The 19,134-nt window shown below is 64.3% G+C and carries 19 protein-coding genes; 11 read left to right on the forward strand and 8 right to left on the reverse strand.

The window, feature by feature from the left end; all coding sequences use genetic code 11:
- The first annotated feature begins 13 nt into the window (after positions 1 to 13).
- The 4 genes from CH271_RS11260 to CH271_RS11275 all read left to right on the forward strand — a co-directional run bounded on the left by CH271_RS11260 (position 14) and on the right by CH271_RS11275 (position 4,074).
- The gene (locus CH271_RS11260) at positions 14 to 256 is read left to right on the forward strand and encodes a MoaD/ThiS family protein (RefSeq protein WP_094633639.1); all 243 of its coding nucleotides are present in this window, start codon (positions 14 to 16) and stop codon (positions 254 to 256) included.
- On the forward strand, positions 253 to 1,500 hold the full coding sequence (locus tag CH271_RS11265) for a molybdopterin molybdotransferase MoeA (RefSeq protein WP_094633640.1): 1,248 nt from the start codon (positions 253 to 255) through the stop codon (positions 1,498 to 1,500). Before CH271_RS11260 ends, CH271_RS11265 begins: the two co-directional genes overlap by 4 nt.
- 147 nt (positions 1,501 to 1,647) lie before the next feature.
- Complete coding sequence (locus CH271_RS11270) at positions 1,648 to 2,655, forward strand: helix-turn-helix domain-containing protein (RefSeq protein ID WP_082323508.1); 1,008 nt, start codon at positions 1,648 to 1,650, stop codon at positions 2,653 to 2,655.
- 153 nt (positions 2,656 to 2,808) lie between these two features.
- On the forward strand, positions 2,809 to 4,074 hold the full coding sequence (locus tag CH271_RS11275; RefSeq protein ID WP_032404639.1) for an acyl-CoA dehydrogenase family protein: 1,266 nt from the start codon (positions 2,809 to 2,811) through the stop codon (positions 4,072 to 4,074).
- 81 nt (positions 4,075 to 4,155) lie between these two features.
- On the opposite strand, the gene mftM is transcribed toward CH271_RS11275, so the two are convergent.
- The 5 genes from mftM to CH271_RS11300 all read right to left on the reverse strand — a co-directional run bounded on the left by mftM (position 4,156) and on the right by CH271_RS11300 (position 8,518).
- Positions 4,156 to 4,983 carry a mycofactocin oligosaccharide methyltransferase MftM gene (gene mftM, locus CH271_RS11280; RefSeq protein ID WP_094633641.1) on the reverse strand — a complete coding sequence of 276 codons (828 nt, stop codon included), beginning with the start codon at positions 4,981 to 4,983 and terminating at the stop codon, positions 4,156 to 4,158.
- A gap of 223 nt (positions 4,984 to 5,206) precedes the next feature.
- Positions 5,207 to 6,580 (reverse strand): aromatic ring-hydroxylating oxygenase subunit alpha, encoded by a 1,374-nt coding sequence (locus tag CH271_RS11285; protein ID WP_094633642.1) that lies wholly within the window; start codon positions 6,578 to 6,580, stop codon positions 5,207 to 5,209.
- The gene (locus CH271_RS11290) at positions 6,577 to 6,882 is read right to left on the reverse strand and encodes a hypothetical protein (protein WP_052047385.1); all 306 of its coding nucleotides are present in this window, start codon (positions 6,880 to 6,882) and stop codon (positions 6,577 to 6,579) included. The genes CH271_RS11285 and CH271_RS11290 overlap by 4 nt, the downstream gene beginning before the upstream one ends.
- A 107-nt stretch (positions 6,883 to 6,989) precedes the next feature.
- Positions 6,990 to 7,724 (reverse strand): ThuA domain-containing protein, encoded by a 735-nt coding sequence (locus tag CH271_RS11295; RefSeq protein WP_094633643.1) that lies wholly within the window; start codon positions 7,722 to 7,724, stop codon positions 6,990 to 6,992.
- Positions 7,725 to 7,798: 74 nt separating this feature from the next.
- Entirely contained in the window at positions 7,799 to 8,518 is a 720-nt protein-coding gene (locus CH271_RS11300) for a TetR/AcrR family transcriptional regulator (RefSeq protein WP_256986366.1), read from the reverse strand.
- 49 nt (positions 8,519 to 8,567) lie between these two features.
- Here CH271_RS11300 and CH271_RS11305 point away from each other — a divergent pair, with 49 nt between their 5' ends.
- The 5 genes from CH271_RS11305 (at position 8,568) to CH271_RS11325 (ending at position 12,983) form a co-directional block, all read left to right on the forward strand.
- A complete protein-coding gene (locus CH271_RS11305) occupies positions 8,568 to 9,209 on the forward strand; it encodes a TetR/AcrR family transcriptional regulator (RefSeq protein WP_230596168.1) in 642 nt (213 codons plus the stop codon).
- Positions 9,210 to 9,279: 70 nt separating this feature from the next.
- Complete coding sequence (locus CH271_RS11310) at positions 9,280 to 9,978, forward strand: histidine phosphatase family protein (RefSeq protein WP_037188440.1); 699 nt, start codon at positions 9,280 to 9,282, stop codon at positions 9,976 to 9,978.
- A 39-nt stretch (positions 9,979 to 10,017) separates the two neighbouring features.
- Positions 10,018 to 10,779, forward strand: coding sequence for an SDR family NAD(P)-dependent oxidoreductase (locus CH271_RS11315; protein ID WP_037188435.1), 762 nt, complete (start codon positions 10,018 to 10,020; stop codon positions 10,777 to 10,779).
- A gap of 19 nt (positions 10,780 to 10,798) precedes the next feature.
- Positions 10,799 to 12,187, forward strand: a complete 1,389-nt coding sequence (gene lpdA / locus CH271_RS11320) for a dihydrolipoyl dehydrogenase (protein WP_094633791.1) — start codon at positions 10,799 to 10,801, stop codon at positions 12,185 to 12,187.
- Positions 12,188 to 12,203: 16 nt separating this feature from the next.
- Positions 12,204 to 12,983, forward strand: a complete 780-nt coding sequence (locus CH271_RS11325; RefSeq protein ID WP_094633645.1) for a ThuA domain-containing protein — start codon at positions 12,204 to 12,206, stop codon at positions 12,981 to 12,983.
- A gap of 8 nt (positions 12,984 to 12,991) precedes the next feature.
- Here the strand turns inward: CH271_RS11325 and CH271_RS11330 are convergent, their stop codons facing one another.
- Together CH271_RS11330 and CH271_RS11335 are read right to left on the reverse strand one after the other, a co-directional pair.
- Positions 12,992 to 13,786 (reverse strand): maleylpyruvate isomerase family mycothiol-dependent enzyme, encoded by a 795-nt coding sequence (locus CH271_RS11330; protein WP_094633646.1) that lies wholly within the window; start codon positions 13,784 to 13,786, stop codon positions 12,992 to 12,994.
- A gap of 37 nt (positions 13,787 to 13,823) precedes the next feature.
- Positions 13,824 to 14,600, reverse strand: coding sequence for an SDR family NAD(P)-dependent oxidoreductase (locus tag CH271_RS11335; RefSeq protein WP_037188431.1), 777 nt, complete (start codon positions 14,598 to 14,600; stop codon positions 13,824 to 13,826).
- A gap of 159 nt (positions 14,601 to 14,759) precedes the next feature.
- Between CH271_RS11335 and CH271_RS11340 the strand changes: the two genes are divergently transcribed.
- Both CH271_RS11340 and CH271_RS11345 read left to right on the forward strand, forming a co-directional pair.
- Positions 14,760 to 16,484, forward strand: coding sequence for a PEP-utilizing enzyme (locus tag CH271_RS11340; protein ID WP_094633647.1), 1,725 nt, complete (start codon positions 14,760 to 14,762; stop codon positions 16,482 to 16,484).
- On the forward strand, positions 16,481 to 17,491 hold the full coding sequence (locus CH271_RS11345) for an NADP-dependent oxidoreductase (RefSeq protein WP_256986368.1): 1,011 nt from the start codon (positions 16,481 to 16,483) through the stop codon (positions 17,489 to 17,491). Before CH271_RS11340 ends, CH271_RS11345 begins: the two co-directional genes overlap by 4 nt.
- A gap of 31 nt (positions 17,492 to 17,522) precedes the next feature.
- On the opposite strand, the gene CH271_RS11350 is transcribed toward CH271_RS11345, so the two are convergent.
- Positions 17,523 to 19,070: an AMP-binding protein gene (locus CH271_RS11350; protein ID WP_094633648.1), complete on the reverse strand. Its 1,548-nt coding sequence runs from the start codon at positions 19,068 to 19,070 to the stop codon at positions 17,523 to 17,525.
- Positions 19,071 to 19,134: the final 64 nt, after the last annotated feature.

Genomic DNA, 19,134 nt, shown 5'->3' on the forward strand with positions numbered 1-19,134 from the left:
GAGTGAGAGGTTCATGGCCGAAGTCCTGATGTTCGCAGCGGCCCGTCAGATCGCCGGTGAGGCGGCGCGAGAGATTCCTGGGTCGACCGTCCGAGAGGTGCTCGATTCCGCGGTCGAACGGTACGGCGCGCCCTTCGCGGATGTGCTTGCTGTGTCTCGGATCTGGATAAACGGTCGTTCGCTGGGTCGTAGCGAGGATTCGCCGTGCTCGGACCGGGACGAGATCGCAGTGCTGCCTCCGATTTCCGGCGGATGAAGTCGGCAGGAGTCGATATTCGTCCGACGTCGCATCGGACGGTCGACGAACATCGCTGTGCTGTGGACCGACTGGGCGTGTCGCCACGCGTTCGCTCGGTGCCGATCCACAGTGCCGTGGGACGAGTGTTGGCCGAGGACATCGTTGCCGACCACGCGTTGCCGGCGTTCGACAACTCGGCGGTCGACGGATTCGCCGTCCGCGCTGCCGATGTGGACGGTGCGGGCCGTGCGCCCGTTCGGTTGCTCGTCTCCGCTCGCAGCGTCGCAGGCAGGCAACCGGTGCCGCTGCACGTTCTGCCGGGTCAGTGCGTCCAGATCATGACCGGGGCCGTGGTGCCGTTCGGTGCAGACGTGGTGATCCCGGTCGAGAGAACCAGCGGATTCGTCGAGTCGTTCGGTTCGGCCGAGGTCACCGTCCACTCGCTCGATTCCAAGAGCAACATTCGCGCCCGGGCGTCGGATCTGGAGGTCGGTGATATCGCTGTCGGGGTAGGGACGATGGTCACCCCCGCCCAGGTCGGCCTGTTCGCCGCTCTCGGCCGCACCCACGTTCGGGTCGAATCGTCTCTGGTTGTCGCTGTGCTCTCGACGGGATCGGAGATCCGCGGCCTCGGGACCGAACTCGCGAACGGTGAGTGTCACGATGCCAACGCCGCGATGATCGTCGCCGATCTCACCCGGTGCGGTGCCGACGTGCACCTCGAACCGGCTGTGGCCGATGACGTGGACGCATGTCGGGCGGCACTCGCCCGGTGCGCCGACGCTGCGGACGTCATCGTCACGACCGGTGGTATCAGCGCCGGTACCGAGGAAGTGGTTCGGCTGGCACTCGCGGATCAGGAGGTCGACTTCGTCTCTGTCGCAGTCAGGCCGGGAAAGCCGCAGGCGTGCGGTCGATTCGGCGGAACTCCGATCGTGTGCCTGCCGGGAAATCCGGTCAGCGCATTGATCTCCTACGAACTGTTCGTCCGGCCGGTGGTCGTTGCGGCACTGCGAAACCCGCAGGCGGAAAGAACGATGAGAACGGTCAGGGCGCAGGGGCAGACGCCTCCTGCCTCGGCGATACCCCGGGTGATGCTGGGCGTCGTCGACGGTGACGACGCCACGATCATTCGATCGCACTCTGTCGGTGCGCTCGCCCATGCCAACTGTCTGATCGTGATTCCGCCCTCCGACGGCGGCCTGGGTCCGCCGGATGAGTACCCCGCCTGGATGCTCGACTCGGTCGCGTCGACGCGGTGAGGTACCTGCCTCCGAAGGCGCGGGGAACCTCTCCGCGCCCTGCACGCCGGTGTGAGGAGAGTGCACGCATTTCGTAACGCAAATGCCTCGGATGGCTTACGCCCAAGGCTTACCGTGTGTGCACTCGAACCTAGCGCGGAGTGCATCATGACGTCGTATTGGACAACCCGGGGACTCGGCCCGGCCGATCAGATGAGCTATTGGGCCGATGTTCTCTGCCAGGCATTCACCCCTCTTGCACCGTGGCGATCCCGGGATCACGTCGAACACAGTTCGTCGCGTTCCGGACTTCCCGGATGGGTGCGCTCCGCGGCGATCGGGGGTGGCAACGCAGCGGAGATCGCCTCCTGCACACAGCGAATCGATCACGGAAGGCGCGAGGTCGCCCGCGCGGACGAGGACGTCGTCTTCGTCAATCTGCAGCTCGACGGCCACTGTACGACCACTCAGGACGGGCGGCAGTGCACGGTCTCCCGAGGCGAGTTCGCCATCGTCGACTCGACTCGCCCGTACCGGCTCGAGTTCGTCGAGCCCGGCAACGACGAACTGTGGCGAGTGCTGTCCTTCCGACTGCCGCGCCCTCTGCTGGCAGATGTGGTCGGCCCGTCGGCAGCGACCACTGCGCGGCGTTTCGCAAGTTCGTCGGGTTCTGCTCGCCTGCTCAGCTCGTTGATGGTGGAGACCTGGCGGACCGATTCCTCGCTGCAGACCGCCGAGCGGCAGATGATCGGTGCTGCCCATGTCGATCTGCTGCGTGCAGTACTGGGAGGGACACAACGGGGCACTGGATGCTCGTCGGAGACCGACGAAGCACTTCGGGTGTCCGTAGTTCGGTACATCGACTCCAGGCTTGCATTCGGCCGAGTTCCCGCTACCGATGCGGCCCGCCATGTCGGGGTATCGGTACGCACGCTCCATGCCCTCTTCGAGAGGACGGGAACCACGTTCGGTGCCGTCGTACGTGAGCATCGCGTCGAAGCGTGTCGCCGTGAGCTTGCCGATTCGCGTGACACTCGATCGATCGGAACGATAGCTGCAGCGTGGGGTTTCTCGGATTCGGCCCATCTGGCCAAGACCTTTCGATCGCGCTTCGGATGCAGTCCGGTCGAATACCGCGCGTCGGTGAAGACAGGGGAAATGTCGCAGTTGGCGTAGGGAGACTCTCTGTTCGGGAGTGCAGAACGGTACCGACGACGGCGCAGTCCGGTACAAGACCGGGATGCATCGGGCCGTGAAACATGGTGTGCAGGGCAGCGTCGCCCGATTCCGTTCTTCACCCCCACCAGGACAGACATCGAGGAGTCTCACATGACCCTGAGTTTCGAGCTCAGCCCCGAGCAGATGGCAGTGCGCATGCAGGCGCGGCAAGTGGCGGACGACATTCTGAGCGAAGTAGCGCCCGCTATTTCCTCCATACCGCGCCCCGAGGATCGCTTCTACGCACTGCAGCCGGTCTACAAGCAGCTGGCCGGTCTCGGATTCGTCAAGGGGCTGGTTCCCGATCAATACGGCGGCGCGTACTTCGACAATCTCACCTTCGCGCTGGCGGCGGAGGAACTCGCTCGGGTCGACATCAACACTCCGACTGCATTGCTGGGCACGGGATTGGGACTCAACCCGATCATCAACTTCGGTACCGAGGAGCAGAAGAATCGCTGGCTCCCGTTGTTCTGCGACGGCGAACCCCGATTGGCTGCGATCGCCTACACAGAGGTGACCGGCGGAGCGAATTACGACTCGGAGGACCCGACCGTCGGCATTCGAACCTTCGCGCGTCGCGAGGGCGACGAGTGGGTCATCAACGGTGCCAAGCACTACACCACCAATGCCTCGGGCTGGGACGGTCAGGGTGCCGACCTGATCAGTGTGGTCTGCCGTACCGATCCTGCACTGCCGCCGTCGGAGTCGCTCGCCGTCATCGTCGTGGAGAAGGGAACGCCCGGGGTCGAGATCACCGACATGATCGACACCATCGGACATCGCGCCACCAATTCGCCGCGGGTGGAATTCCGCGACGTACGGGTGCCGGTCGGCAACCTCATCGGCAAGCCGGGCGACGGGTTGGACATCGTCGCCACTGCCTTCTCCTGGACCTGCTCGTCCATCGCTGCCGCGTGCGTGGGCAGGATGCGAGCTGCATTCGACTACTCACTGCACTTCGCCAAGACCGACCACCGCTCCGGTCCGGTACCGGTCATCGAGTATCAGAACGCCGGATACATGTTGGTGGACATCAAGACTCGTATCGAGGCGGTCCGCTACTTCGCGTGGAAGGCCGCCGACCATTTCGACCGCACCGGCGGACGCGATCGTGAATTGGCGAACGAGGCAAAGATTTTCGCGTCCGAGACGGCCGTGCAAGTGGTGTACGACGCCATGCGTCTCGTCGGCGTCGATGCGTACACGAACCTGACACCGATCGCCGCGATCATGGAAGACGTCCTGTGCTTCCCGGTCTACGACGGCGGCAACATGGGGGTCCGACGGCGCAACGTCCACAATCTGCTCAAGGCAGACGGATTCGACTCACTCGCCGCTGCAGAGAATCGACTGTCGGTACCCGAGCACGCCTAGACCCACCGAGGCAGTGGTGTCAGGATCCATTGCGATCCTGACACCACTTCGGTACTGCGATGTGGTACTCCCAGCGGCCGGTCAGACCAATTGGTGAGTCGTGGCCTTGTCGATCACGAGCCACCCGCCGTGGTGTTCGGACGTCCGAAATTGCCGGCCTGTCGACCGACCGAGCTCGACCAACGATGCCCCGTCGAAGGTGCGGACGTGTCCGTGGCAGGCCGTGGTCTCGGTCTCGAAGGGCACGGCAACCACAACACGGGTGCGTGCGATGCGTAGCGCTTCTTCCACTATGCGGGAGCCGGTCTCGGCGTCGACGTGCTCGAGGAGATGCAGTGCAGTCACCGTGTCGACACTGCCGTCGGCAACGGGAACATCCGCAGCGTCGCACACCATGGTGTCGAGCGTGATCCCGAGGTGCGGGGCAACGGTGGCGAGCAACCGCATGGTGCCCGCCGACAGGTCCGTCGCAGTCACCGAGTGACCCTTCATCGCCAGGCGTAGCGGAAAGAAGCCGAAACACGAACCCAGGTCGAGCACCGATCCGACGACCGATTTCTCGGCGCGTTCGTGGACCGGTGCGAAGTCGGCGGTTCCCGAGAGCAGCTCGTCCAGCGAATTTCGGTAATAGGTGGCCCATGCGTCGACCGGATCGGAGACGGCGGTGCGGACGATCCCGACCAGGACCAGCTCGAACTCGCGCTGAGAGAGACCCACATGACGCGCTTGTGCGGTCACGATCGGAACGAGGCGCTCACCGATGTCGGCCGACGTCAGGCCGTGGCCGACCTGCACGGTCGACCCCGTCCGGGCCGCGTCGAACTCCAGTCCGGGAAGATGTCGAACGACCACGTTCTCGTGAGCCCACACTCCATCCGGGCTCGGTGCCAGTGCATCCAGCTCGGTCATCGAAAGCCATTCTGTTCGTAGGACGCCAGACGAGGTCGTCCCCTCGGTGAGGTCGAGCGTTCCACACGACGCTCGGCGAATCTGCCGCTCCGGAGCAGTTCGGCCCGCTCGGACGCTGCGGACCCCGCGCGCCGGACGGGCGGCTACCTACCCGGATGGTCAGTTGCTTTCGACGGCCGACCGATTCCTCCCGTCATGCCGGTCCCTCGGACGGTCGCCGGTGTCAGTCCGCTTCCTCGCCGATCCACTGTGCCAGCAGGTGGTGGATATGCCGGATCTTGACTTCCTGGTATCGAGCCAGCGGCAGCGTCTTCGACTGCGCCGACTTCAAGCCCTTCTGTACCTTGGGCATGTTGTACGCGTCCTGGTCGAACACCCGCGCCGAACTGCCGAGCACGGTTGCCTCCAGCCACGACTGCTCCGGTCGCAACCACTGGGTCTTGGCAGGCTTGGGCCGTTCGCCCTTGAACGGTGCGAGTAGGTACACATCCATGATCGAGGTCTCGTGGTCGTCACCGTTGGGTCGGAATCGGTAGACGATGCGTTGGTATGCGCCCCAGGGATGGAAGTTCGGGAACACGGTGTAGTAGATGCTGTCCAGTGATTCCGCGTCGGACATGTTGTCCGCCTTGACATCACCGATGATCTCGCGCAGACCCTCGCGGGCCAGCATGCCGGACATCTCGCGCGCGGTGACACCCTCGGGGAGCGTCACCATCGGGTCCTCGTCGATGCGGGCATCGATCATCGAGTCGAACATCTCCTGCTCGGACGGGACGAAGTTGATGTGCGGGCTCGGTACGCCGTTCGCCGTGATACCGCGGTTGAAGTTGCCCCAGCTGTCGTACTGGCTGTTGGAGTCACCGGTGCCCACGACGCGCTGTGGGTGAGTGGTGATCACGTGGAAAGCTTCGGAGAACGCCTCTTGCGCGATCTTCCAGTTGGCCGCAATGACCTGCGCAACGTGCGCTTGGATGAAGCGATCTTCCAGAGGCCAGGCCTCGAAGTGCTTTCCGAGGTCACCGAGAAAGCTGTCCAGTGATTCGGACTCGGGGTCCATGTTGACGAACACGAAGCCGCCCCAGGTGTCGACCTTGACCTGCGGCAGATCCATCTTCGACTTGTCGACCTGGGGGAAGTCCCAGGCACAGGTCATCGACTTGAGCGAGCCGTCGAAGTTCCAGGCGAAACCGTGGAAGGGGCAACGGATTTCGTTTCCGGCCGGGCCGTCCTCTTCGCGGAGGGTGCGGCCACGGTGCAGGCACGAGTTGTAGAACGCACGGATGCCCATGTCCTTACCGCGGACGAGGAGAATCGACTTCTCGCAGATCTCGTACACGAGCGTGTCGCCCGGCTCGGGGATCTCTTCTTCACGGCACGCCATCTGCCATACCTTGTACCAGACTCGATCTCGCTCGAGTTCGTGATACTTGCGACTGATGTAGCGCGACACCGGAACGAAATTCTGGTCGGCGTATTGCTCGTGCGACTCTTCGCGCAGGATGTCCGGCACCGGATGAGTATCGGTCTCGAGCAGTCGTTGGTACCCCGTCCCGTTCTCGATGGGTGGTGTGGCGCGCTCATCGATATCGGTCACAGCTTGCCTCCCTGTTCCAGCGTGATGGCGAGGGCGTCCTGCGCCTGTTTGTCGGCCTGCATCTTCTCGAGCAGCTTCGCAGCGCCCATGAAACGTCGGTTCTGGGTGATGGGAACGGGAGCGCGGGGGCCGAGCCCCACCCATCGGGCCAGTTCGGGATCCACAGCCTTCACCTCGCCGTGGAGGTAGCGACCTTCCGGATCGAACGTGCCGGTCTTGCCGTCGCGAGTGGTGACCAGGACGTTGAAGTCGTCGTCGAACTCGTAGATCGCGTGGCTCATCGGATGCTTGATCTGTCGCATCGCAATCTCCTTGATGATCAGTAGAGGTGTTACTTAATGCTGTATCCACTAACTGTATCAGCGAACAGTGACGACGAGCACAGTTTTCTTTAGTGCGACTCCAATAACTATTGCCGAGCGGCCCATCGGAGCGCTGCCCCCACGAGCCTGCGGTAGACGGGGTCCGACAGGGTGGGAGCCCCGTCGCCCGGTTGCAGGTAGGCCAGCCGGCTACGACCGTTCGTCTTGGTCCACCCGACCAGCGACGAGCCGGGCGCGTGCTGCCATCCCGTGCGATCGTCGCGCCTGCCCGCCATGGCCGAGGCGGTCGAGAAGTGAACGGCGTCGGTCATCTCGGCGTCGGTTCGCAGCAGCGGTGTCACGTCGTCCTCGAAGACTTCGCACAGGTAGGTCTCGTCGGTCAGGTCGAACGACTCGGGAATCCCTGCGACGATCGGATGGTCGGTGTCGACGACGGAGATGTGCTGCGGAACCGCGTGTCGATAGCCCGAATCGGGTCGCTCGACGCCCCGCACCACGCCTGGTCGATACAGGTAGCGGCCGCCGACGAACTCGGCCCACTCGTCCCAGGCGGCCCACGATGCGATGGCGTGGTGGAGCACGACATACCCGAGTCCGGACTTCGGTGCGGCCCTCACTGCGTCGCGTAGTGCATCGGGGGGCGCGGACGGCCGGGGCAACGTGCCCGGCATGTCGTAGTGCAGTGAGACGTCGAACGCTTCCGGCCCCGGATTCGCGTCCGGGTGCTCGAACCAGGTGACTTCACCGGGCATCGACTCCAGAAATCCGGCGAACGCGTCACGATCGAAGGAGTGTCCACCGGAAAAAGCCGCGATACGCATGAGGGACGTCCATTCAGAGTCTCGACTGTTGTTTCAGTCAAGTTACTCGACGGTGGTGCCCGTCCGTCGGAGGTTCAGCGACCCTCGATCATTTTCGCGCACACATCGGTGGTGGCCGACCGGAGACGCGACACCGAGATGTTGGACAAGGGCCCGCCCTCGATCCTCAGGGGCTGGATGGCGATGGTCGTCGCAATCATCGTGCGTGCTCGCAGCGATCGCGCGGCGTGCTGCGCCGCGGCCGATCGCTTGTTCGCCGGTATCTCGGCGTCGGGGAAATAGTCGAAGGCACGACGGACGTGCCTGTCCTCGTATTCCTTCGTCAGTAGACGTGTCCCCGGCGTGGCACCGCCGGCCACCTGCAGAAACAACATCCGGGCCGCATTGGGATGTTCCTCGGTCCAGTCCCATACGGCATCGACGACATCCTTGAACGCAGCGGCATCGGCCTCGGTGTCGTCCGGTCGAACTGCCTGGGCTGCGGCGGTACTGGCATCCATCGCGTATCCCAGTGCAGTATCGAACAGCTCTTCCTTGCTGGCGAAGTGGTAGTAGACCGCAGTCGGGACCATGCCCGCTGCCTCGGCGATCTCCTGAATCGACGTCTCCGCGAATCCTTTGCGGGAGAAGACGCGCACCGCTGCCTGGACGATGAGGTGGCGTCGAGAGGGCCGGTGGGCAGATCCTTTGAGGGATGCGGCATCCGGCTCGGACGCAACGGGAGAATCGGCGGCAGTCTCTGGCTCGGAACTCTCGTCGACTTTCGACTGTGAGCTGCTGGTTCGTCGCGGCACAGCGTCCTCCTCGGCACCCGGGTCACTGCATGGTGCCATGATCTACGTCATGGCAGCAAAGGCAGTGAAGCCGAAATCGACGGTGACGCCCCCGGCGGACAAGGGTGCCAAGCGTGCGGCGCACCGGCCGTCGCGACGCGAAGTAGTGGTGGACGCTGCCATGCATCTGTATTCGGTCAGGTCCATCGAGGACGTGACCGTGGCCGATATCGCTGCGGAGGCCCAGATGACGTCGGCGGCCGTCTACTACCACTACCCGTCGAAGGACGAGGTTCTGCTCGCCGGGTTGCGTTTGTTCGCGGATGGCCTTCTCGGCGAACTGCGGGCAGAGATCGCGGCCGATCCGGACGCTGCTCTCGGTGACATCATTTCGTCGTTGCTCGAATGGACGGACCAGCACCGTGCTGCGGCATTGGTGTACTTCACCCGATCGCCCGGTTGGAGTCTGTCCATCGAAACTCTGCGAAGAGAAGTGCGTTCGGTGATGCTGGCGCTGTTCTCGGCCGAATTGCGCACTCGAAGCGGCATCGCGTCCAAAGCGAAGCAGGGTGCGGCCGCTGTCGCGTTGACGACCCTGCTCGAAGTGTCGGCCTCGTCGTGGCTCACCGAGGACGCGGTCCTGGCCGATCTCGGACGTCGTCGATTCTCCGAGGAAGTTCGCGAGCTCGCGGCCGACATCTCGAGCGTCTGAAAGGGCTCTCGCGGCACCGATTTTGCGAAGTATCTTTAGAGCGACGACAGTTTGTGGTTGACTTGGGTTCATGCCGCGCGCCAGGTCGATCGATCTCGACAATCCCTTTGCCCCGCTGACCGGGCTCTGTGAACTGATTCTGGTTCGGCACGGTGAGCAGGTACTGAGCAGAGAACTCAGTGCGCGGGAGACCGTCGACCCACCCCTGTCCGAACTCGGTGAGCGACAAGCGGAGGCGGTCGCGAACCGACTCGCGCGCACACGGGTGGATGCGGTCTACAGCTCCCCGTTGCGTCGCGCACTACGTACCGGCACTCTCATCGCGAGCAAGCACGGGTTGGAGCCCGTCGTGCGTGACGAACTCTCCGAATACGAACCGTGGCAGAAGTTTCCGGCCGACCAGTCTCCGTTCGAGGTGCTACCGCACGAGGAGGTCGCGGCCATGTTCCGCGATCACATTCGCACGCGTCGTTACGGTGCGTTCACCTACGCCGAGGACGGCGCAGAGTTTCATGCGCGCGTTCTCCGCCAGATCTCGTCGATCGTCGACGCGCATCTGGGCCGGCGAGTGGTGATCAGCTGCCACGGTGGTGTCATCAATGCCGTGCTCGCCGACGCATTGGGTAGCGCATTCGACATGCCGGTCCGAGTCCACCACACCTCGCTGAGTGTGGTGCGCGGTGCCGATACGCGTCGCGCGGTCCAATCGGTGAACGATTTCACTCATGTACTCGACTTCCAGTCGCACGTCGGAGCCATGAATCTATAAGTCCTGCAGTCGAATCACGTCATATTCAAGGAGTCTCACATGGATCTCGATCTTCGCGGAAAACGCGCAATCATCAGTGGCGCGAGCCGCGGCATCGGCCTGTCGATCGCCCGCACACTTCTGGCGGAGGGTGCCTCCGTCGGTGTGTGCGCCCGCGGCGAGGAGCATCTGAACGAGGTTGCCGGAGAACTGTCCGCATTGGGTACCGTCTTCCACAAGGCGGTCGACGTGGGTGATGCCGCCGCGGTTGCATCGTTCGTCGAGGATGCAGCCGGTGCCCTCGGTGGAATCGACATCGTCGTGGTCAACGCCTCCGCTGCAACGGGCAAAGGCGCGCAGGCATGGCAGAACAGCTTCGACGTCGACCTGATGAGCCTGGTGAACTTCATCGAAGCCGCCAAGCCACACCTCGAGAAGTCCGGCTCCGCATCGGTGGTCACGATCAGCACGACGTCCGCGCTCGAGGCCGGACCGATCAGTACGGCCAACAGCTACGGTGCACTCAAGGCCGCTGTCCTGCAACATTCGTCGGCGCAGGCCCGCGCACTCGGACCTGCCGGTATCCGAGTGAACGCGGTATCACCGGGTCCCGTCTTCTTCGAGGGCGGTGCCTGGGACACCATCAAGACGAGTCGTCCGGCACTGTACGAGGCTGCCCTCGAGTCGGCCTCGCTCGGTAAACTGGCTGCGGCACAGGACGTTGCGAATGCCGTGGCCTTCCTGTCCTCGCCCGCCGCCGGGCACATCACCGGAATCAACATGGTGGTCGACGGCGGCTTCACCAACCGCTTCGATTTCTGAGCGCGGCGTGACACGTGAGCTGACGGGCACCGCCGACGTCGTCATCCTCGGCGGCGGTTCGGGCGGGTACGCCTGTGCACTGCGGGCAGCCCAGCTCGGCATGTCGGTCATCATGATCGAGGCCGGCAGGCTCGGCGGCACGTGCTTGCACACCGGATGCATTCCCACCAAGGCGCTGCTGCACGCGGCCGAGATCGCCGATTCGGTCCGAGAGGCATCGACTTTCGGGATCGAGGCGACGCTCGACGGCGTCGACATGACTGCGGTGAACAAGTACAAGGACGAGGTGGTGGCCGGCCTGTACCGCGGACTGCAGGGGCTGGTGGCGTCCCGTGAGATCGAGCTCGTCGCCGGTCGCGGACGTGTCGTGGACAATCGCACCGTGCAGGTCGAGCTCGCCGACGGCGGAACCGGCACGTACCGCGGTGAAGCCCTGGTGCTGGCCACGGGCTCTCGACCGAAGTCGTTGCCGGGCCTGAACATCGGCGGTTCGGTCATGACCAGCGATCGTGCTCTGGAGTTGAATGTCGTTCCGGACAGTGTCGTCGTGCTGGGCGGCGGTGTGATCGGATGCGAGTTCGCCAGCGTCTGGACCTCGCTCGGCGCGCACGTGACCGTTGTCGAGGCCGCGGCGACGCTACTGCCGACGGAGGATCCGTGGACAACCAAACAGATCGAACGAGCCTTCCGCAAACGAGGTCTCACTCTGCGTACCGGGACTTCGTTCAGCGGAGTCACCGAACGACCGGGCGGCGGCGTGCACGTCGATCTCAGCGACGGATCGCAGCTCGAAGCGGACCTGATGCTCGTGGCCGTCGGCCGCGGGCCGCGTACTGCGGACATGGGGTTCGAGGAGGCGGGAATCGAGCTCGACCGGGGGTTCGTCGTCACCGACGAATGGCTGCAGACGACGGTTCCCGGGGTCTTCGCGGTGGGCGATATCGTGGCCGGTCCGCAACTGGCACACCGTGGTTTCGCTCAGGGCATTCTGGTTGCCGAGCAGTTGGCAGGGTTGGACTGCACTCCCATCGAGGACACCGGAATTCCGCGAGTCACCTACTCGAACCCGGAGGTTGCGTCGGTGGGATTGACCGAGAGCGAAGCCGCGAAGCAGTTCGGTGAGGTGGCAACAGTGGTCTACGACCTCGCCGGTAACGGCAAGAGTCGGATTCTCCGCACGTCCGGTGGGGTCAAGCTCGTCCAGGCGGGACCGGAGGGTCGCGTGGTGGGAATCCACCTGGTGGGCGAGCGTGTCGGTGAACTGATCGGGGAGGCTCAGCTCATCTACAACTGGCAGGCGACCGCAGGGGACGTCGCCCAGCACGTACACGCCCATCCGACCCAGGCAGAAGCTCTGGGGGAGGCGCACCTCGCGTTGGCGGGGAAAGCGCTGCACGCGCACAGCTGACGAACAAGGAGAAGCAATGCCGGGACCGGCAGGCCGACTCGATGCTGTTCTCGTATGCGGAGGGCAGTGGCACGACTTCGATTACGCACGCCTGCAATTGTTGTCGGCAGTGGCTGAGTACGAGCAGGTTCGGACCAGAGTCTTCGAGGACTACGACTGCATCGAGGCGGTGGCCACGGCCGACCTCCTCATCACGTACACGTGCAATCGGGTTCCCGATGAAGCGCAGCAGAATGCTTTGGCGCAGTTCGTCTCTCGCGGTGGACGATGGCTGGCCCTGCACGGCACCAACTCGGCGATCGAGAGGACTTCACCCGGATCGGCGAGCAAATACGTGACGCCACGATCTCTGAGCACCATTGCTCCCGTGCTGGGAAGCCAGTTCCTCGGTCACCCACCGATCGCGCCGTACACGGTCGAGATCACCGATCCGGCCCACCCGTTCGTGGCCGGGATCGACTCGTTCGAGGTGACCGACGAGCTCTACGTCAGCGAACTCCATCAACCGATTCAGGTCCTGGCACACACTCGATTCGTCGGTGAGTCGACGGGTTTCGAGGAAGGACACACCGCCGACGACGAGCCACGTCCGGTGCTCTACCTCAAGGATCACGGTCGCGGAACTGTCTGTTATTTCACGCTCGGTCACTGCCGAGGGCGATTCGACGTACAGGATCTCGGCATCGACGATCTGGGCCGGGTGGACCGGGGGAGCTGGACGGTTCCGGAGTTTCGCACCGTGTTCGAGCGCTGCCTGTCGTGGGCCGTCACCGGAGATGCAGCGGCCCACGACTGACCGAGTGCTCAGATGATGTCGACGGTGTCGAGAATCTTCTCGGCGTAGGCTCGGTCACCCTCGATCGAGACATGCGCTCGCCACGGACTTCGTGTGGTGCCCCAGAGCACGAAATCCGTTGCAGTCGAACGGACCACGGTATCGACACTCGAGATTCCGGATTCGACCGTCAGGAGCTGCGAGCCGGGCCGAAGGGTCCATTCGCCGCCGCCGGCACCGGTGAGTTGTACGCCGAGCGGCCGGTCGAGGACGCCGCTGACCGGGGTGCACATCTGCGGTAGGCCGGTCCACATCCAATCGACGGCAGTGCGGACCAGGTCGTCTTCGGGATCGGGTGTATCGCGTGTCACCGGACCGTCGGGTCCGAGCAGGTCGACGTAGAGATGGCACCACATGTCGAACGCGAACGCATCCGAGAGTTGATGGGTGCGATAGGTTCCCAGATCGGTCAGTGTCATCGGGGTCGCTGCCAGCTCGCTGCCCTGCATCGCCTCGAGCACGCCGAGTGCGCCGTCCGCGTTGGACAGGAATTCGTCGGCCACCTGCGCGCTCGACCAGTCGCGTCGTGCATCGACGAGTAGGTTCTGCGCCTGTTCCGCTGTCGTCGGAACGGGTGCCGACGGGTCGTGGGCCGGCGGGTCCACCATGATCTTGAAATTCGATCCCGTGTGCGCGACGAGGTCTTTGACGGACCATCCGGCGCAGCGACTGGGGGCAGCCCACTCGTCCGCGGTGAGCCCTCTGATCACCACCGAATAGCGCTCGGCGAGTTCGCGACTGGCAGACAATCCGGCTGTGCTCATGTGAAACTCCTCGGGAAATTCGCCGCGATGGGAATCGTCAGTAGGACGCAGTGCCGCCGTCGACGCTGAGGATGGCACCGGTGATTCCGGCACCTGCGTCCGATGCGAGCAACATGGCCATCGCCGACACTTCCTCGATCGTGTTGGGGCGCTTGATGGCCGACTCCTCGGCGAACAGAGCGACCATCTCCTCGAACGACATTCCCATTGCGGCGGCGGTGCTGGGGCCGTTGTTCTTGATGATGTCGGTGATGACAAGTCCGGGGCAGATCGAGTTGACAGTGATCCCTTGGGTTCCGACTTCACGGGCGATCGACTTCGTCATTCCGTTGATGGCGTGCTTCGCCGCGACGTATGCCGTGAACACGGGCTTGCCGTGCTTGCCTTCGACGGACGAGATGTTGATGATGCGGCCGTACTTGTTGGGCAGCATGTGTTTCAGGGCTCGGCGGGTCGCCCAGAAGTTGGAGTTCAGGTTCCAGTTCATCACCAACGTCCACTCCTCGTCGCTGAGATCGACCGTGGGCTGCAAGTCCTTCGCGCCACCGGCGTTGTTCACCAGTACGTCGATTCGACCGAAGGTGGAGACCGTCTGCTCGATGAAGTTCTCGACGTCCGCCTGAACGGTGACGTCTCCTGCGAAGAACGCGGCGCGATCTCCGACACCGAATTCGGCGAGGGCCTTGTCACCTTTCTCGGCCGAGCGGCCGTTGAGTGAGACCTTCGCGCCCTCGGCCAAGGCCGCCTCGGCGATGCCACGACCGATGCCCTGAGTTCCACCGGTGACGGCAACAACCTTGTCTTGCAGTTTCATCGAAGTTCTCCTCGGAAATGTCGGACGGGATCTCGGACAAGTAACTTGTCATCGTCTACAGTCTTGCATGTAGAGTGGCGGAAGTCACAGCAATGTGCAGAACGAATCAAAAAACTATCCACCGAGACGTCGACGATGACGTCAGAGACGAGAAGCGACATGTCCGAACAGCGTTGGTTGGTCGATACCGAGCCGAGCACCCGTCTCCCCGTGTACACACGTTTGAACGCGAGTGACGTGCTGTCGGACCCGATCACGCCGCTCGGCGCAGATCTGGGCTGGATTCAGAACATCCTGCCGGGATGGAACTTCGGCTATGCCAGCTTCGGTAGCTACTCACTGGCGGAGTCGCCCGATCTGACGGCGTCGGCGGCCATCTTCTACGGCCATCTCTACGTGAACATGTCGATGTCGCGATTGACCGGCATTCGCGGTGGATTGCCCGTCGAGTTGGTCGACCAGCTCTGGTACGGCGGGGACCCCGATATCCCTCCCTACGTGGCACATCCGGACGACGAGAACGCGGACGCAAGCCAGCGCCTGCAAGCCCGAAATGCCTGGGCGCTCTCGACCGAGGACTTTCCCGAACTGGAGGAGGACCGAACCCTCGCCGACCGCTTGCGTACCGAACGGCCGGACCTGTCGGTGCTGACCCCGGCTGCTCTCGTCGCGCGCGCACGCTCGGTGATGCCCCTGGAACGAGTGGCGTGGCGCGGTGAGGTCGTCGCCACCAACTGCTCCGCGGTGGGCCCCGCCGTACTCGGTCAGTTGCTCGGTGCCGAGCATCAGGACCTCATCGTGACCCTCGTCGGTGCCGCAGGCGACGTCGATTCGGCGCTGCCCTCGTATGCACTGTGGGATCTGGGTCGACTGGCACGGGCCGACGACAGGCTGATGGCCGCGTTCGACGAGGGCGTCGAGGGTGTCGGTGCGCGCGTGCACGGGATCGACTCCGCGTTCGACGCACAGCTCGAACAGTTCCTGCTCGACTTCGGCTACCGCGGACCCAACGAATGGGATCTCGGATCGGTGTCGTGGGAAACCCGACCCGAACTGGTTCTCGGTCTCGTCGACCGGCTTCGACTCCAGGACGACGCGGCCTCACCACATGCGCGGCTGGCCGACCATGCATCGGCCACCGACACGGCGCTGAAGAAGGCCGAGGACATCGTCGGCGACGATGCCGACGGACGAGCAACTCTCACTGCCGCGCTTGCGTCGGCTCGTCGTTTCGCCGCATGGCGGGAGCGGGCCAAGACCAACTGCATCAAGGTCTTGCACGAAGCGCGGGTTCCGCTCGTCGAGCTCGGACGCCGACTGTTCTCGGAGGGCCGTCTCGAATCGGCCGACCACGTGTTCATGGCCGTCGACGCAGAACTCGACGTGTTGGCGAGTGCGCCCGAGTCGATCGCACCGGTACTCGCGCAACGCCATCGCGACTGGAAGGAACTGTTCGGCCTGGAACTGCCGACGTTCCTCGACGGGCGCGAGGTATTCCCGCCGTTGTCCTCCCTCGGTCGCAAAGGCCAGTCGGCCATCGAGTTCGTGCAGGTGGGCGATGTGCTGCAGGGTTCGGGCGCGTCACCGGGCGTCACCCAGGGCCGCACTCGGGTGATCACCTCGATGGCGGCACTGGGCGAGTTCGAGGTCGGTGAGATCCTCGTTGCGCCACAGACGGATCCGTCGTGGACACCGTTGTTCATGGTCTCCGGTGGGGCGATCACCGACGTCGGGGCCATGGGCTCCCACGCGATGATCGTCAGCCGCGAACTCGGTATCGCCTGCGCTGCAGGAGTTCAGGCGGCGACCCGTCGCATTCCCGACGGTACGCTCGTGGAGATCGACGGATCCAAGGGCACGGTCACCATTCTGGAACTGACGTGAGTGGTGTCGTGACCGCGACCCGAGCAGTCTTTCTCGCCGAGCGGCCCTCGGGCGAACCCGAAGCCCGACACTTCGACGTTCGGGAATTACCGCTACCCGAACGCGCTGCGGATCAGCTTCTCGTCCGCAACATCTTCATGAGCGTCGATCCGTCGACGCGGGGACGCCTGGGGACTTCGAACATGCAGTACACCACCAACATCGAGGTGGGTTCGCCGCTCGACGGCTCGGCGCTGGGGGTGGTGATCGCGGGCACCGACGAGGTGCCCGCGGGTTCCTACGTCCGGCATCGGCTCGGCTGGCGCGAACACGCGGTGCTCGACACCGCTGCGGCCACGGTGATCGCCCCACGCGGTATCGAGCTGCACCACTGGCTCGGGATACTCGGCCAAACCGGGTTCACGGCGTACTGCGGACTGCAGCGCGCCGGCGAGATCCGAACGGGAGACACGGTGTTCGTGTCCGCAGCTGCGGGCGCAGTGGGAAGTGCCGCGGGTCAGTTCGCGAGATTGCTCGGTGCGACGCGGGTCATCGGGAGCGCCGGGGGACCGGACAAGGCAGCCCTGCTGCGTGATCGGTTCGGGTTCGACGTTGGAATCGACTATCGCGCCCGCCCTGTCGGTGCTGCGCTGCGTGATGCGGCACCGGACGGCATCGACCTCTACTTCGACAACGTCGGCGGCGATCACCTCGTCGCTGCGCTGTCCGCGCTCCGACAGCAAGGCCGCGTCGCACTGTGCGGCATGATCTCGAACGGCGGTCCGGACAGTCCACCCCTGGACCGTCTGATCGAGGTCATCCTGAAGCGAATCACCATCAAGGGCTTCATCGTTCGTGATCACGAGGACCTCAGGAGCGAGTTCGAGGACCGCGTCGCCGGCTGGCTCGCTGCCGGCGACATCGTGGCCGAGTCCACGATCCACGACGGCCTCGACAACGCGGCCGACGCATTCTTGTCGATGCTCGGCGGCGGCAACATCGGAAAGATGCTGGTCCGGGTGTCCTGACCGGTCGTCTCGTCGGACCATGCCCGACGCTCTAGCCGGCGATGGTCCGGTCGGTAGCCCAGTACGGTGCTCGCAGTGCCTTCTTGTCGAGCTTGCCCATGGCGTTGCGGGTCAGCTCGTCGACGATCACGTACCTCTTGGGGCATTTGTACGACGCCATCGACGCCTTGGCGAACCCTGCGAGCTCGGCGGTGTCCAATCCTGTATTCGGTTCCGGGACAACCAGAGCCAGTAGGGCTTCGCCGAAGTCGGCATCCGGTACTCCGATGACGGCCACCTCTGCGACGGCGGGGTGCGAGGACAGGACTCGTTCGCTTTCGGCGGGGTAGAGGTTCACGCCTCCGGACACCACCATGTCGGCGATTCTGTCGGTGATGAAGACGAACCCGTTCTCGTCCACGTATCCGACGTCGCCCAGGGTTGCGACACCCGGCAGAATGTATGCTGCAGCGGTCTTTTCGGGATCGGCGTGGTAGACCACGCTGCGTTCGGGTGGGGTTCGGAAGCCGAGAACCCCGGTCTGTCCGCGGTCGAGTTCGTTTCCGTCGGCGTCGACGACGACCGCTTCGAACGGCGGTACCGCTCGACCGACCGATCCCGGATGCGTCAGCCAGTCGGGGGAGTCGATCTTGCACACCGTGCCGATTTCGCTACCGCCGTAGGACTCCACCAGAACCGGCCCGAACCAGTCGATCATGGATCGCTTGACATCCGCCGGGCATGCCGAGCCGGTGTGCGCAACGTACTCGAGACTGGAGACGTCGTACGTCGAGCGAGTGTCGGCATCGAGTCCGAGCAGTCGCTGGAAGTGGGTCGGGACCATCAGCGTGGACGTGACGCGGTGGCGATGGATCGACTTCAGGGTCGTCTCGGCGTCGAAACGGCCCATCACCACCACAGGGTGGCCGGAGAGCAGATGGCGAACGGCGGTCAAGGGCCCGTTGTGCTGCAGTGGTCCCACCACCAGGTGAACCCCGTCCGGGTAGCCGGAACGCGCAGCGACCCCGTCAGCGAATTCGGCAGCGCTCCGGCCCGTGTTCGGCAACCACCGCACCTGGGTGCCACGAGCTCGTCCGGTGGTGCCGGACGTGTAGACCAGGGGCGGACGCGCTGGACGCTCGGTCGGGGGTGTGGATGCAGCGGTGTTCTGCCGCGGCACGACTGCCTCGGACCAGGCCACCGAGTCGACGCCGCCGTCGCAGCTGTGCACGATCAACTCGCGGAGGTGTGCCGCGGCCGCGGCACCGCGGGACGAGGCGAGACCCGCGGGCCCCGTCACCACTGCGACGGTTCCGGAGTCGAGGAACTGCTCCGACATCTCGTTCGGTGTCAGCTGACGGGAGACGGCGACCGTGCCGACGCCCCGCGCAATGGCCGCCACGTGGGTGAGCAGGGTCGGACTGGAGTTCTCGCCGATGACGGCAATGCGGTCGTCGGAGTCGGGGGCGATCTCGAGAAGGTGTTCGCCGAGTGCGTCGAGGACCGTCAGGACCTCGGACCACGTCATCGAGGTGGTGTCGTCGATCAATGCCGGGCCAGACGGATCGACTCGGGCTCGATCTCTGATTCGGTCGAGCATGGGATCGATCCTCCGAAGGGTGTGGTGCAATGGGTTAAGTAACTTTATAGTGATTCTACTTACA

The organism is Rhodococcus sp. 05-340-2 (assembly GCF_002258915.1).
Classification (GTDB): Bacteria; Actinomycetota; Actinomycetes; order Mycobacteriales; family Mycobacteriaceae; genus Rhodococcoides.